At 70.2% G+C, this 13,953-nt stretch carries 14 protein-coding genes; 4 read left to right on the forward strand and 10 right to left on the reverse strand.

What is annotated here, in order from left to right:
• The first annotated feature begins 148 nt into the window (after positions 1 to 148).
• Positions 149 to 1,411, forward strand: a complete 1,263-nt coding sequence (locus ACFWPS_RS49525) for an IS701 family transposase (protein WP_383719797.1) — start codon at positions 149 to 151, stop codon at positions 1,409 to 1,411.
• 326 nt (positions 1,412 to 1,737) lie between these two features.
• On the opposite strand, the gene ACFWPS_RS49530 is transcribed toward ACFWPS_RS49525, so the two are convergent.
• Positions 1,738 to 2,412 (reverse strand): Type 1 glutamine amidotransferase-like domain-containing protein, encoded by a 675-nt coding sequence (locus ACFWPS_RS49530; RefSeq protein ID WP_383719799.1) that lies wholly within the window; start codon positions 2,410 to 2,412, stop codon positions 1,738 to 1,740.
• Between the two features lie 279 nt (positions 2,413 to 2,691).
• On the opposite strand from ACFWPS_RS49530, the gene ACFWPS_RS49535 reads away from it, so the two are divergent.
• Positions 2,692 to 3,651: a sugar ABC transporter substrate-binding protein gene (locus ACFWPS_RS49535; protein ID WP_383719801.1), complete on the forward strand. Its 960-nt coding sequence runs from the start codon at positions 2,692 to 2,694 to the stop codon at positions 3,649 to 3,651.
• 179 nt (positions 3,652 to 3,830) lie between these two features.
• Here the strand turns inward: ACFWPS_RS49535 and ACFWPS_RS49540 are convergent, their stop codons facing one another.
• The 8 genes from ACFWPS_RS49540 to ACFWPS_RS49575 all read right to left on the reverse strand — a co-directional run bounded on the left by ACFWPS_RS49540 (position 3,831) and on the right by ACFWPS_RS49575 (position 10,382).
• Complete coding sequence (locus ACFWPS_RS49540; RefSeq protein ID WP_383719803.1) at positions 3,831 to 4,250, reverse strand: rhodanese-like domain-containing protein; 420 nt, start codon at positions 4,248 to 4,250, stop codon at positions 3,831 to 3,833.
• Positions 4,247 to 4,810: a cysteine dioxygenase gene (locus ACFWPS_RS49545; RefSeq protein WP_383719804.1), complete on the reverse strand. Its 564-nt coding sequence runs from the start codon at positions 4,808 to 4,810 to the stop codon at positions 4,247 to 4,249. The genes ACFWPS_RS49540 and ACFWPS_RS49545 overlap by 4 nt, the downstream gene beginning before the upstream one ends.
• A 70-nt stretch (positions 4,811 to 4,880) precedes the next feature.
• Positions 4,881 to 4,967, reverse strand: a complete 87-nt coding sequence (locus ACFWPS_RS49550) for a putative leader peptide (protein ID WP_350779852.1) — start codon at positions 4,965 to 4,967, stop codon at positions 4,881 to 4,883.
• 72 nt (positions 4,968 to 5,039) lie between these two features.
• The gene (locus ACFWPS_RS49555; RefSeq protein WP_383719807.1) at positions 5,040 to 6,677 is read right to left on the reverse strand and encodes an FAD-dependent monooxygenase; all 1,638 of its coding nucleotides are present in this window, start codon (positions 6,675 to 6,677) and stop codon (positions 5,040 to 5,042) included.
• A 236-nt stretch (positions 6,678 to 6,913) separates the two neighbouring features.
• The gene (locus ACFWPS_RS49560) at positions 6,914 to 7,822 is read right to left on the reverse strand and encodes an amino acid ABC transporter permease (RefSeq protein WP_383719810.1); all 909 of its coding nucleotides are present in this window, start codon (positions 7,820 to 7,822) and stop codon (positions 6,914 to 6,916) included.
• A complete protein-coding gene (locus ACFWPS_RS49565) occupies positions 7,819 to 8,484 on the reverse strand; it encodes an amino acid ABC transporter permease (protein ID WP_383719813.1) in 666 nt (221 codons plus the stop codon). The genes ACFWPS_RS49560 and ACFWPS_RS49565 overlap by 4 nt, the downstream gene beginning before the upstream one ends.
• A gap of 172 nt (positions 8,485 to 8,656) precedes the next feature.
• Entirely contained in the window at positions 8,657 to 9,493 is an 837-nt protein-coding gene (locus ACFWPS_RS49570; protein WP_383719815.1) for a glutamate ABC transporter substrate-binding protein, read from the reverse strand.
• 112 nt (positions 9,494 to 9,605) lie between these two features.
• The gene (locus tag ACFWPS_RS49575; protein WP_383719818.1) at positions 9,606 to 10,382 is read right to left on the reverse strand and encodes an amino acid ABC transporter ATP-binding protein; all 777 of its coding nucleotides are present in this window, start codon (positions 10,380 to 10,382) and stop codon (positions 9,606 to 9,608) included.
• Positions 10,383 to 10,698: 316 nt separating this feature from the next.
• Here ACFWPS_RS49575 and ACFWPS_RS49580 point away from each other — a divergent pair, with 316 nt between their 5' ends.
• Positions 10,699 to 11,385, forward strand: coding sequence for a response regulator transcription factor (locus tag ACFWPS_RS49580; RefSeq protein WP_383719820.1), 687 nt, complete (start codon positions 10,699 to 10,701; stop codon positions 11,383 to 11,385).
• A gap of 9 nt (positions 11,386 to 11,394) precedes the next feature.
• Complete coding sequence (locus ACFWPS_RS49585; RefSeq protein ID WP_383719822.1) at positions 11,395 to 12,792, forward strand: ATP-binding protein; 1,398 nt, start codon at positions 11,395 to 11,397, stop codon at positions 12,790 to 12,792.
• 104 nt (positions 12,793 to 12,896) lie between these two features.
• On the opposite strand, the gene ACFWPS_RS49590 is transcribed toward ACFWPS_RS49585, so the two are convergent.
• On the reverse strand, positions 12,897 to 13,895 hold the full coding sequence (locus tag ACFWPS_RS49590; RefSeq protein WP_383719825.1) for a TAXI family TRAP transporter solute-binding subunit: 999 nt from the start codon (positions 13,893 to 13,895) through the stop codon (positions 12,897 to 12,899).
• Positions 13,896 to 13,953 lie beyond the last annotated feature (58 nt).

Genomic DNA, 13,953 nt, shown 5'->3' on the forward strand with positions numbered 1-13,953 from the left:
CGTCCAGCACCCGCCCCCGAACAGCCGAACCACCCCGTCACCAGGACATATACCCAGCGAAAGAGGAACCCAGCACTAGTAGTGCTTGGTCAGGTGGATTCGCCGGTGGCGTGTCCGTTTGATCGCTTGTTCCGTTGACCTTGTTGTGATGGGTGGGGAGCTGGCCGCGGTCCGATGCGATCTGGAGGACTTTGCGGCGGAGATGTTCGAGCCGTTCGCGCGGGCGGATCAACGCCGTTGGGGAACGGTCTATCTGCGGGGCCTTTTGCTGGACGGGCGGCGCAAGTCGGTGGAACCGATGGCCGCCCGGCTGGGCGAGGACGGCAACCGGCAGGCCCTGGCGAACTTCATCACCACCAGCCCGTGGGACGCGGCACACGTGCGTGCCCGCCTGGCCTGGCGGATGCAGCACGTGATCAAACCGACCGCGCTGATCGTGGATGACACCGGCTTCCTCAAGGACGGGGACGCCTCGGCGTGTGTGGCCCGGCAGTACACCGGCACCGCGGGCAAGGTCACCAACTGCCAGGCCGGGGTGTCCCTGCACCTGGCCTCCGACAGCGCGTCGGCGGCCGTCGACTGGCGTCTGTTCCTGCCCGAGAGCTGGGATCCCGCCTCGCCGAAAGCCGATGAGGCCAAGGTCGCCCGCCGCACAGCGTGCGGCATCCCCGCCGACGTCGGACACGTCGAGAAGTGGCAGCTGGCCCTGGACATGATCGACGAGAGCAGGTCGTGGGGCATCGATGTCCCGCTCATCGTCGCCGACGGCGGCTACGGCGATACGGCCGCCTTCCGCCTCGGCCTGGAAGAACGCGGGCTCACCTACGCGGTCGGCATCTCCACCACGACCACCGCTCACCCGGAAACGGCACGGCCGCATACCCCGCCCTACGGCGGTCGTGGCCCGAGGCCTCAACCTGCCTACCCCGAAGCCGCCAGGACGGTGAAGAAGCTGGTCATCGCGGCCGGCAAGCAGACGGCCCGGCCGGTGCAATGGCGGGAAGGCTCCCGCCCGGGCAGCGGCCGCAGTGGCGTCAAGCGCATGTACTCCCGCTTCGTGGCCCTGCGGGTCCGTCCCGCCGGACGCGAGATCCGCAAGAACACCGAAGGCCCGGACCTGCCCGTGCGCTGGCTGCTGGCCGAATGGCCCGCCAACCAGCCCGAACCCGTCCAGTTCTGGCTGTCCAACCTGCCCGCCGACACCCCACTGGCCACCCTCGTACGCAGCGTGAAACTGCGCTGGCGCATCGAGCACGACTACCGCGAGATGAAACAGGCCCTGGGCCTGGCCCACTTCGAAGGCCGCACCTGGCGCGGCTGGCACCACCACGTCACCCTCGTCTCCGTCGCACACGCCTTCTGCACCCTCCAGCGCATTACCCGGTCCCCAAAAGAGACGGCGTCGGCCTGAGCCTCTACCGGATCACGCGCGAACTGCAGTTACTCCTCGCGGTCTGGACCGGCGCCTGCCCCACCTGTCACCGCGACATGCCAGAGCCCATATCAACCTGACCAAGCACTACTAGTGCCGCATCAGGGAAGCTCTGCCGCGTGCTGACGTCGCACCCGGTTCGGATGCTGATCCGGACGGCGCGGTGTTGCCGGGGTGTCCGGGCGGCCCGGGCACCCCGGGCGGCCCGGACATCGCGGTCCTGGTACCGGTGAGAAACGCCTCGGTCCCGGACTCACCCTCCGGCCCCGGCGCGGTGAGCTGGAGGACGGGAAGGGCGTCGGCGTTCATGATGGCGGGTTGAACAGCTTCCAGTGCCCCTCGGAGACGACCTCGATGCCGTCGTCGGTCACCTTGACGGCGGTCTGAGCGTCGATGGCGTACGCCGGACCCCCTATCCCGGCGGCCCACCGTTCCGCCTTCGCCATGGTGTTCTCCGGGCAGTCCGGGCTGTCGAGGTGCGGGAATAGGGAGAAGTCGACGACTCCCAGCGTGCTGTCGTCACCGGTGGGCGGCTTCCGGTCGACGAAGTGCTCCCCGATGCGAGGAGTCAGCACCGTGCTCCCGGCACTGAGCCCCACGTAGACCGTGTCGCGCAGCGACGGGAAGAGGCCGGCCAGTCCGGACTCCCGCATCCAGTGGCACAGGTACAGCGCGTCGCCGCCGTTCACCAGCAGGGCGTCTGCCTCTCGGACCCAGGAGACCCAGCGTTCCTTGTCGATGCCGGGCAGTGCGGTGAGCTCCAGCACGCCCACCGACTTCCACCCCAACTCGGTCATGGGGTTGGGGGACCGCCCGCTGATGAAACGCCATGGCCCGCCCGGATCCCCGTACGGGCCCCCGTAGCCTGCGGTGGGGATGCAGAGGGCGTCGGCCTCGGCGATCGGTTTGCCCAGGAGGCCGACCAGTGCCGCCAGCATGCTCGCGTTCCTGACACCGGAGTCGGTAAGGAGAAGCTTCATGGTCACCCTTGCCGTGATTCGGACGTGACTTCGATGAGGGTCTACCGCGACGAGCAGGGCCGGCACGCTCACTGAAAGTCCCCAACCTCCGAAGGACCGGGTCCGGGTGCCCTTTGGATGGCGACGGCGGGCGCACTCTTAGCGTGCGTGCGCGGGCGGGTTCGTTCTGTTTGGGATGGCGGTAGCTTCGCCCGGTCCCGCCTACCCGCCGGGATCTCCGTGCGTCGGCAACTCCTGCGAGAGGTCGGCGAGTTCGTGCGCCCGAAAGGCGGCCCCGCCATGCCCGGAACTGCTCGTACCCGAAGCGCCCTGGCCGCGTTCGGTCTCGTGGCCGGGCTGGGGCTGGGCGGCTGTGGGTTCGAGTCGACCCAGGCGAGCGGTGACGACGGCCCGCTGGTGATCGGGTTCGTGAACGGGGGGTCCACGCAGTTCCACACCTGTCTGCAGCGGGCCGTGGTGCGGACGGCCAGGGACAACTTCGCCAAGATCATCACGGTCGACTCGCATCAGGACGCGGCACAGGAGTTGTCCAACATAAAGGACATGATCGCGCGCAGGGTGGGCGTGATCATCATCCAGACGGTCAGTACCGACGCCCTGGGGAAGGACATCGCGAAGGCCCGGAGCGCGCACATCCCCGTCTTCCTGACCTCGGTCGACGCCGATCCCTCGGACATCGTCGGGGCGGTCGTGGTGGACCTGAAGGAGGTGGGCGAACTGGACGCCGGGTGGGTCGCCGACGCCGCGGCCGGACGGCAGGTGCGGGTCGGGGTGGTCGCCGGGGCGCCCGGCGCCGCCTCCGACCTGCTCGTCGGCGGCTTCACCAGGGCGCTGCCGGCGAATGCGAAGGTGGTCGCCGACCAGCCGGGCATGTTCGACGCGGCCAAGGCGAAGAGCGTCGCCGCGGGCATGATCAAAGCCCATCCGGACCTGGACTACGCGTTCGTCGCCAACGAGGAGATGGCCTTCGGTGTGCGCAAGGCGTTCGACGCGGCCGGGGCCACGGACGTGAAGATCGTCACCGTCAACGGCACCGACGAGGGACTGGCGGCCCTCAAGGACGGACGGTTCGCCGCCACGGTCTCCAACTCGGCCGCCGACATGGGGCAGTTGGCGGTGGAGAACACCATCGCTCTGCTGCGTGACGAGAAGGTGGACAAGATCGCCAAGGCGCGGATCAAGCTGGTCACCAAGGACGACGCGGACATCGCCCCGGTGTACTGCCCCACCGACGAGTAGGCCCACGGACGACGGGGCCCACGGAGGGTGGGGCCCACGGAGGGTGGGGCCCACGGAGGGTGGGGCCCACGGAGGGTGGCTCGGCTCGCGCGTGACGGAGCCTGTCCGGCGGAGCAGGACGATGGAGCAGGACGACGGAGAGCGAAACCGCCGGACAGGCGACAGGCCGGGCCTTCGCCTCAGGGCGTGACCGGCAGGCCCGCCGTCTTCCATGCCTGGAAGCCGCCGACCAGGTCCGTCGCCCGGTGCAGGCCCAGCTGGTGCAGGGAGGTGGCGGCCAGGCTGGAGGCGTAGCCCTCGTTGCAGATCACGACGACCCGGATGCCGTGGCCGGTGGCCTCCGGGGTCTTGTGGCTGCCCTGGGGATCCAGCCGCCACTCCAGTTCGTTGCGCTCTATGACGAGGGCGCCGGGTATCACCCCGTCCCGCTCGCGCAGCGCCGCGTACCGGATGTCGACGAGCAGGGCCTCGCCGGCCTGCGCCGCGTCGTACGCCTCCTGCGCCTCGATGCGCCGGTAGCCCGCGCGCACCCGCTCCAGCAGTTCGTCGATGCCCACCGGGCGCGGCTCCACCGGCTCCACCGGTTCCGCGCCGCTCACTGCCAGTCCTCCGGACGCTCGACCTGCTCCAGGCGCAGCACCTGTCCGGTGCGGCTGTAGCGGCGGATCCGCGGCAGCGGGGGGTAGTAGGCGTGGACGGAGACCGCGTGGTGCTCGGTGGACTCGTTGAGCACCTCGTGGACGTGGTCCCGGCCGAAGGACCTGCCCTTTCCGGCGGGCAGCCGGCGCTCGCGGTCGACGCCCTCGGAGAGTTCCAGGGTCTTCCAGCCGTCGGTGGGCAGCCGGGTGGCCAGTGAGTACTCCTTCAGCTCGCCGGTTGCGGTGAGGAAGGCGCCGACCGACTCGGCGTGGTCGTGCCAGCCGGTGCCGGAGCCGGGCGGCCAGCCGATCAGCCAGGCCTCGCTGCCGGCGGGGCCGTCGAGCCGTACCCAGGTGCGGCCCTCGGGGTCGAGCGGGAGCGAGGCGATCAGCTCGGCGTCGGCGGCCGTACGCCGGACGAAGTCGAGGAGGTCCGCCTGGGTGGGCACGGCGCCGGGCGCAGCGGCGGACGGGGAAACGGAGGACGAAGAGAGGGACGACGAAGAGGGGGAGGCAGACACGTGCACCGATCCTGACGAGGGTTCGCAGAAGCGGGCGCAGACGGCGCCCGGAGAGAAGAGGAATGCGAAATCAGCAGGACGGAAGACACACGCAGCCCGCATAGCGGACCAGGTCCACATGGACCTTCCGCCACAGGCGCACAGTGGTGTCGTTCACGATCCGGAGTACACCATGCCCGTGCGGGCCGGTCAACTCACCGTCAGAATGTGGACCGCGGGGTGACCCCGGTCACCGCGCGGGGGAACCGGCCTCCGCCTCCGCCCCGGCATTCTGCTCCGTCTGCTCGCTCTGCTCCTGGTCCTTGCCGCCCAGCGTCGCCTCGGCCGCCGCGTAGAGATCGGCCGGGCGAACGCCGTTGAGGGCGGTGACCAGATGGCCGTCGGGGCGCACGAGCAGCACGGTGTGCGCCGGTGCGCCCGGGTAGGCCTCGGCGACCAGCAGCTCGGCGGGGTGCGGCAGCGCGGTCACCGCGGCCGCGAGCCGGGGCATGATCCCGGCGGAGACCCAGTGCTTGCGGTCCCATACGCCAGTACCGGGCGCGATGAGGACGACGAGCAGCGCGCAGCGGCCGAGCCGTGAGCGGAGCTGTACGAAGGTGCCGTCCTCCGCGGTGACCCGGACATCGGTGACCGGTGCCCCCGGCGGGGTGTCGACCGGGATCTCGTGCTCCAGGTGCCGGGGTGCGAGGGGCGAGTCGGCGTACGCCCCCGGCGCACCCAGCGGGCCGTGCCCCAAGTGACCGTCCGTGAGGAGCGCGTCGTGCCCCCTGGACGCGCCGGGCACGAACCCGCGCAGCCCGCCACCGCCGCGCAGCACCGGCAGCACCTGGTCGGCGGCGCGCAGCCGGCCGGCGACCGCCGTGCGCCGCTCGGTCTGGTAGCTGTCAAGGAGCGCCTCGTGCGGGCCGTGGTGCCAGGCCGGGGCCAGCTTCCAGGCGAGGTTGTCGGCGTCCCGCAGCCCCTCGTCGAGCCCGTGGGTCCCGAGCGCGCCGAGCAGGTGTGCAGCGTCCCCGGCGACGAACACCCGGCCCACCCGCCACCTGCGGGCCAGGCGGTGGTGCACGGTGTGGACTCCGGTGTCGAGCAGGTCGTACGGCGGGGTGGTGCCGCCCGTCCAGCCCGCGAGGGTCTCGCGGATCCGGGTCACGAGCAGCTCGGGCGTGACCAGATCCTTGCCGGGCGGCAGCAGCCAGTCCAGGCGCCACACGCCGTCCGGGAGGGGGCGGGCGGTCACCTCCCCGGCCGAGGGCCCGGACATCCGCCACGGCGGTGTCCGATGGAGCAACGCCTGACCCGGCCACGGAAGTTCCGTGCGCAGCGCGGCGACCGCGTGCCGTTCCACCGCCGTACGGCCCGGGAAGCGGATGTCCAGGAGCTTGCGCACGGTCGAGCGGGGGCCGTCGCAGCCCACCAGGTAGCTGCCGCGCCACCAGGTGGCCCTCGGGCCCCGGGTGTGCGCGGTGACTCCGGAGCGCTCCTGTTCGACGGTGTCCAGGCGGCTGTCGGTGACGAGCCTGACCAGTGGTTCGTCGGCGATCGCGGTGCGCAGGGCGTCGGTCAGCACGTGCTGAGCGATGTGCAGCGGGGCCGGTTCGCCGGCGTCGTCGAAGACGACCTCGCGCATCACCTGCCGGCGCCGCATCGAACGCCAGCCGGTCCAGCGGGCGCCCAGGTCGTCCAGCGGGGCGCCGGACAGGCGCGTCACCAGGGCGGCGGTGTCCTCGCGGAGCACCACCGTGCGCGCGGGGCGCGGCTCGTCCTTGCCCGGACCCTCGTCCAGGACGACGGACGGCACCTCCTGGCGGGCCAGCGCCAGGGCGAGCGTGAGCCCGACGGGCCCCGCTCCGACGATGATCACCGGGTCCACGGCGCGGCGCCCCCTGCCCGTACGCAAGTCCCGGCGGAGATGGGTGAACAGGTGGGTGGAGCAGGGTGCACGATCACAGAACGTATGCAACAGACTGGGCGCCACCCGGTCAAGCGGCGCACCCGGGGACACGTCAGCATGGCGGGCGCGCGGGCCCCGGAAGCCGGGTGAAAGAAGGAGGAGGCAGCGGCCGTACGACCGCTGCCTCCGTGTCCGTCGCCCGGGTTGACCCGGGGTCAGGGATTGGCGCCGCCCGCCCCCGTGGCGAAGGTCCCGGCGACCTCGCCCGCGTTGATGTCGTCGACGTCGGGGCCGAGGATCGCGCCCGTGCCGCGCTTGCTGCGCCGCAGCCGGCCCTCCAGCCAGGAGGCGAACGTGGTGAGGATCAGGTTCAGGACGATGAAGACGAGCGCCACGACGACGAAGCTCGGGATGACGTTGGCGTAGTTGGCGGCCAGCGTGCCGCGTGCCGTGAGCAGTTCCGTGAACTGCAGCATCACACCGCCCAGCGCGGTGTCCTTCACGACCACCACGAGCTGGCTGACGATGGCCGGCAGCATCACGGTGACCGCCTGCGGCAGCAGGATGCCCGTCATCGTCTGCCCCTTGCGCAGCCCGATGGCGTACGCCGCCTCCGTCTGGCCTCTGGGAAGCGCGAGGACGCCGGCCCGTACGACCTCGGCGAGCACCGAGGCGTTGTAGAGCACCAGGCCGGTGACGACCGCGTACAGCGGCCGTTCGTCGCTGCCGACGTCGGTGGAGCGGACGTAGAACTCCTGGGCGAACAGCATCAGCAGCAGGACCGGGATCGAGCGGAAGAGCTCCACGACCCAGCCCGCCGGGATCCGCACCCAGGCGTGGTCGGACATGCGGGCTATGCCGAAGACCGCGCCCAGCGGAAGGGCGATCACCATGGCGAGCGCCGCGGCCTTGAGGGTGTTGCCGAGGCCCGGCAGCAGATACGTGGTCCACGCCTCGGAGGTGGTGAACGGCTGCCAGAGGTCCCACTTCAGCTGGCCCTTGTCGTCCAGCTTCTGCCAGACCCACCAGGCCAGCAGGCCGAGGAGCAGGAAGAAGACGACGGAGAGCAGCTGGTTGCGCCGCTTGGCGCGGGGTCCCGGGGTGTCGTACAGGACGGAGCTCATCGCTTCACCGCCAGGCGCTTGGCGAGCCAGCCCAGGAACAGGCCGGTCGGGAGGGTCAGGACCACGAAGCCGAAGGCGAAGACCGCGCCGATGGCCAGCGTCTGGGCCTCGTTCTCGATCATCGTCTTCATCAGGGCGGCGGCCTCGGCGACGCTGATCGCGGCCGCCACCGTGGTGTTCTTGGTCAGCGCGATCAGGACGTTGGCCAGCGGACCGATCACCGCGCGGAAGGCCTGCGGCAGCACGATCAGCCGGAGGGTCTGGGAGAAGTTCAGCCCGATCGCGCGGGCCGCCTCGGCCTGTCCGACGGGCACGGTGTTGATGCCGGAGCGGATCGCCTCGCAGACGAAGGCCGCGGTGTAGGCGGTCAGGCCGAGTATCGCGAGGCGGAAGCCCTGGACCTTGAAGTCGGAGGCACCGAGCGTCACGCCGAAGATGTCGGCGAGGCCGAGCGAGGTGAAGATGATGATGACCGTCAGGGGGATGTTCCGGACGATGTTGACGTAGGCGGTGCCGAACCCGCGCATCAGCGGTACCGGACTGACCCGCATCGCGGCCAGCAGGGTGCCCCAGACCAGGGAGCCGACGGCGGAGAAGACGGTCAGTTTCACCGTCGTCCAGAACGCCCCTAGGACGTCGTAGCCTTGAAGAAAGTCGAACACGATTTCCCGCGCTTCCGGGTGTGTGGCGTACGTGGAGGGCATGGCGCGCCGCCGCCGGGGAAGCGGTGACGGGCGGCGCGCCCGAGGAACCGTGCGAAAACCTGCCGGATTCCTGCGTCGGTGGAATTCCGCGATACGTGTGTTACGCGCGGGTTCCGCCTTACCTGATGCCTTACTTGACGATCACGCCGATCTTCGGGGCGGGCTCGTTCTTGTAGTTCGCCGGGCCGAAGTTCTTGTCGACGGCCTTCTGCCAGGAGCCGTCGCTGACCATCTTCTCCAGCGCCGTGTTGATCTTGTCGGCGGTCGCGGAGTCGCCCTTCTTGACGCCGATGCCGTAGTTCTCGTTGCTCAGCTTCAGACCGGCGAGCTTGAACTGGCCCTTGTACTTGTCCTGTGCGGCGAAGCCCGCGAGGATCGAGTCGTCCGTGGTCACCGCGTCGACGGAGCCGCTCTGGAGGCCGGCGATGCACTCCGAGTAGGTGCTGACCTCCTTGAGGTTCGCCTTCGGGGCGATCGTCTGCTGGATGTTCTGCGCCGAGGTCGAACCCGTCACGGAACACAGCTTCTTGCCGTTGAGGTCCGCGCCCTTGGCGATGGTCGAGTCCTTCTTGACCAGCAGGTCCTGGTGGGCCAGCAGGTACGGGCCGGCGAAGTCGACCTTCGCCTTGCGCTCGTCGGTGATCGAGTAGGTGGCCGCGATGAACTTCACGTCACCGCGCGCGAGGGCGTTCTCCCGGTCGGCGCTCTTGGTCTGCACGAACTCGATCTGGCTCGGCTTGTAACCGAGCTGTCCCGCGACATAGGTGGCCACGTCCACGTCGAAGCCCGAGAAGGAACCGTCGGGCTCCTGGAGGCCGAGACCGGGCTGGTCGTACTTGATGCCGACCTTGATCTTGCCGCCGCCCGAGGAACCGCTGTCGTCCTTGTCGCCGCTGCCGCACGCCGTGGCGGACAGGGCGAGCGCGAGCACGGCGGCAGAGGCGGCGGTGACCTTGCGGAGCTGCATGATGAACATCCTTTGCGTGGTGAAAGACGAGGTCCGTGCGGGACGGGTGACGCGACTCAGATCGCTGTGCGGATCGGCGGATCGGCGGATCGACGGACGGCGGATCGGCGGATCAGTGGTGCAGGATCTTCGACAGGAAGTCCTTGGCCCGGTCGCTGCTCGGGTTGCTGAAGAACTGGTCCGGCGTGGCCTGTTCGACGATCCGGCCGTCGGCCATGAAGACCACCCGGTTCGCGGCCGAGCGCGCGAAGCCCATCTCATGGGTGACGACGATCATCGTCATGCCGTCCCTGGCCAGCTGCTGCATGACCTCCAGGACCTCGTTGATCATCTCGGGGTCGAGGGCCGAGGTCGGCTCGTCGAAGAGCATCACCTTCGGGTCCATCGCCAGCGCCCGCGCGATGGCGACCCGCTGCTGCTGGCCGCCGGAGAGCTGCGCGGGGTACTTGTCGGCCTGGCTGCCCACACCGACCCGGTCGAGCAGGGCACGGGCCTTCTCCTCGGCCTGCTTCCTGCCCGCCTTGCGGACCTTGACCTGCCCGAGCATCACGTTCTCGAGCACCGTCTTGTGCGCGAAGAGGTTGAAGGACTGGAAGACCATGCCGACGTCGGCGCGCAGCCGGGCCAGCTCCTTGCCCTCCTGCGGCAGCGCCCTGCCGTCGATCGTGATCGTTCCGGAGTCGATGCTCTCCAGGCGGTTGATGGTGCGGCACAGAGTGGACTTGCCGGACCCGGAGGGTCCGATCACCACGACGACCTCACCGCGGGCGATCGTCAGCTCGATGTCCTGGAGCACGTGCAACGCGCCGAAGTGCTTGTTGACGCTCTTCAGGGCGACCAGTTCATCGATCGCGGCCAACTCCTCGTCGGCCACCGATACTTCGGTCATCGCTTTAGGGCTCCGTCCTCCTCGGTTGCGGAGGAATGTAGTTTTCGCAGATGACCAGCGTCATTACATCTGAGCGAGATCTGAGCATCACGATCCGATAGCAGCCGGACACATGTCGTAGCACCACGGCTGTCCGTGTATCGGCCGGGTAACGGAACCCGCGCGTCGGCGGAACCCACTTGACGCCGTCGGCGTCCATCAGCGTGACTGCCCTGTGCACACGCGCGTGCACGCGTTTTCTACAATGCGCGGGTTTTCCACAGGCAAGCCGACGACGAACCACGACCGTACGACCGCTGAACCGGAGGGGGCCGGAATGAGAGTGCTGCTCGTCGAGGACGACAACCACGTTGCCGCCGCGCTCTCCGCGGTCCTGGCCCGGCACGGGTTCTCCGTCACCCATGCCCGCAGCGGCGAGGAGGCCCTCCGGGCCCTCGTCCCCGAGAGTGACGGCTACGACGTCGTCCTCCTCGACCTCGGCCTGCCCGACCAGGACGGCTACGAGGTCTGCGGCAAGATCCGCAAGCGCACCAGCACCCCGGTGATCATGGTGACGGCCCGCTCCGACGTCCGCTCCCGCATCCACGGCCTCAACCTCGGCGCCGACGACTACGTGGTGAAGCCGTACGACACCGGGGAACTGCTCGCCCGGATCCACGCCGTCAGCCGGCGCACCCACCACGAGGACGGCCCGGCCGGCGACGACAGCGCGCTGCGGCTCGGCCCCGTCCGCATCGAACTGCCCACCCGCCAGGTCAGCGTGGACGGCAAGGTCGTCCAGCTCACCCGCAAGGAGTTCGACCTGCTGGCGCTGCTCGCCCAGCGGCCCGGCGTGGTCTTCCGCCGGGAACAGATCATCAGCGAGGTCTGGCGCACCAGCTGGGAGGGGACCGGCCGCACCCTGGAGGTGCACGTCGCCTCCCTGCGCGCCAAGCTGCGCATGCCCGCGCTGATCGAGACCGTACGAGGCGTCGGCTACCGGCTCGTCGCCCCGGCCGCGTAGCGGGGACGGGTGCGCACACGTCTCCTCCCGCTGCTCATCGTCCTGATGGCGGCCGTGCTGCTGGCGCTCGGCGTTCCGCTCGCCGTGAGCACGGCCTCCGCGCAGCAGCAGAAGGTCGTCGTCGACCGCATCGACGACACCGCGCGGTTCGCGGCCCTCGCCCAGTTCGTGACCGACACGCCCACCACCACGCGCCCCATGCGCACGGACGACCGCCTGGAGACCCTCCGCCGCGAACTGGCCAGCTACTACGGCGTCTACGGCATCCGCGCGGGCGTCTTCTACCGGAACGCCTCCTCCATGGCCAACGCGCCCGACGACTGGGTGCTCCCGACGACCGGCGAGGTCCGGGATGCCTTCGACGAGGCCCTGCTCAGCCGCCGCAGCCACGACCCCGAGCAGGTGTGGCCCTGGCAGCGCAGCCGGCTGGTCGTGGCCTCGCCGGTGATCCGGGACGGTGACGTCGTCGCCGTGGTGGTCACCGACTCGCCCACCGGCCCGATGCGCTCCCGCACCCTGCGCGGCTGGCTGCTCATCGGCGCCGGCGAAGGCGCGGCGATGCTGCTCGCCGTCGGCGCGGCGCTGCGGCTGACCGGGTGGGTGCTCCGGCCGGTACGGGTCCTCGACGCCACCACGCACGCGATCGCCAGCGGCCGGCTCAAGTCCCGGGTCGCGGCGGCCGGCGGCCCGCCGGAACTCAGACGGCTGGCCCGGGCGTTCAACGAGATGGCGGACAACGTCGAGGAGGTGCTGGAGCAGCAGCGGGCCTTCGTCGCCGACGCCTCCCACCAGCTGCGCAACCCGCTCTCCGCGCTGCTGCTGCGCATCGAACTGCTCGCCCTCGAACTCCCCGAGGGCAACGAGGAGATCGCCTCGGTCCGCACCGAGGGCAAACGGCTCGCGCAGGTCCTGGACGACCTGCTCGACCTGGCGCTGGCCGAGCACGCCGAGGCGTCCCTGATGCTGACCGACATCGGGCGGCTGGCCGAGGAGCGGATCGCCGCATGGGCACCGGCCGCCGCGGCGAAGGGCGTCCGGCTGACGGGGGACTGCGCGCCGACCACCGGGTGGGCCGACCCGGTCACGCTGTCCAGCGCGCTGGACGCGGTGATCGACAACGCGGTGAAGTTCTCACCGGAGGGGGGCACGGTGACGGTGACCGTGACCGCCGCCGGCGACGTGTCGACGGTCGTGGTGACCGACACGGGACCGGGGCTGACGGACGAGGAGCTCGCGCGCGTGGGGGACCGGTTCTGGCGGAGCGGGCGGCATCAGAACGTGAAGGGGTCGGGGCTGGGGCTGTCGATCACGCGGGCGTTGCTGGCGACGGGCGGGGGTTCGCTGTCGTACGAGCACGGTGAGCCGGGGGGGTTGCGGGTGACGGTTTCGGTGCCGCGGAGTGGGTGAGAGGAGGGGGTGGGTGCGGTTGTGTTTCGGGTGCGAGTGAGTGGGGGCTGGTCGCGCAGTTCCCCGCGCCCCTTTGGGGCGCTGTAGTCAGGGGCGCTTTACAGTTACGGTTTCACCGAGCGGTAGTACCGTCGCGCGCCCTCCTGCAGGGGCAACGGGTCCGTGTAGATCGCCGTGCGCAAATCCACCAGCTGGGCCGAGTGGACGTGGTTGCCGATGTCGTCGCGGCTCTTGATGACCGTGCGGGTCACCCACTCGGTCAGACGTGGGTCCATGTCCTTGCGGGTCATCAGGACGTTGGACACCGCGATCGTGGGCACCGTCGTGCCCTGCTGCACCGACGGGTACGCCGACTCCGGCATGTTGGTCGCCCGGTAGTAGAGCGCGGCCTCACCCTCGGTGTGCAGCTTGGTGACGAGGCTCCCGCCGATCGGCACGAACGTGAAGCTGAACTTCTTCGCCAGGTCCAGCAGACCCTTGGTCGGCAGCCCGCCGGACCAGAAGAAGGCGTCGATCCTGCCCTTCCGCAGCTGGTCCGGGCCGGTGTCTATGCCCTCGGACACCGGGGTGATGTCCTTCGCCGGGTCCACCCCGGCGGCCCTGAGCACCCGGTTGGCGATCAGCCGTACCCCCGAGTCGGGCAGCCCGATCGCCACCCTCTTGTGCCGCAGTTGCGCGACGCTGGTGATCCCCGAGTCGCCGGGCACGACCAGCTGGACGTAGTCGTCGTAGAGCCGGGCCACCCCGCGCAGTTTTCCGGCGCCCTGCCCGTCGTTCAGCTCGTACGTCTCCACCGCGTCGGCCGCCGCGATGGTGAAGTCGGCCCGGCCGGTCGCCACCCGCTGCACGTTCTCGTACGACCCGTTGCTCTGCACCAGTTTCACCTTCAGCCCCGGCATGTCCTTGGCAAGCTCGGTGCGCAGCCGTACGCCGTACTCCTGGTAGACGCCGCGCAGCGTCCCGGTGCTGAAGGTGATCGTCCCGGTCGGGGGCTTCTCGCCCAGCGGCAGCAGCCACCACAGCAGCAGGCCGGACGCGACGAAGCAGGCCACCGCGCCCTGGAGCGCGCGGCGCCTGCCGATACGGGGGAAGACCTTGGGCATGCGCGCGATCCTGCCAGCAGGGCACGGTCCTGACCAGGGCCGGGGGCAGGGCGGCGGA

The organism is Streptomyces sp. NPDC058457 (genome assembly GCF_042720695.1).
In the GTDB taxonomy this organism is placed as follows: Bacteria; Actinomycetota; Actinomycetes; order Streptomycetales; family Streptomycetaceae; genus Streptomyces.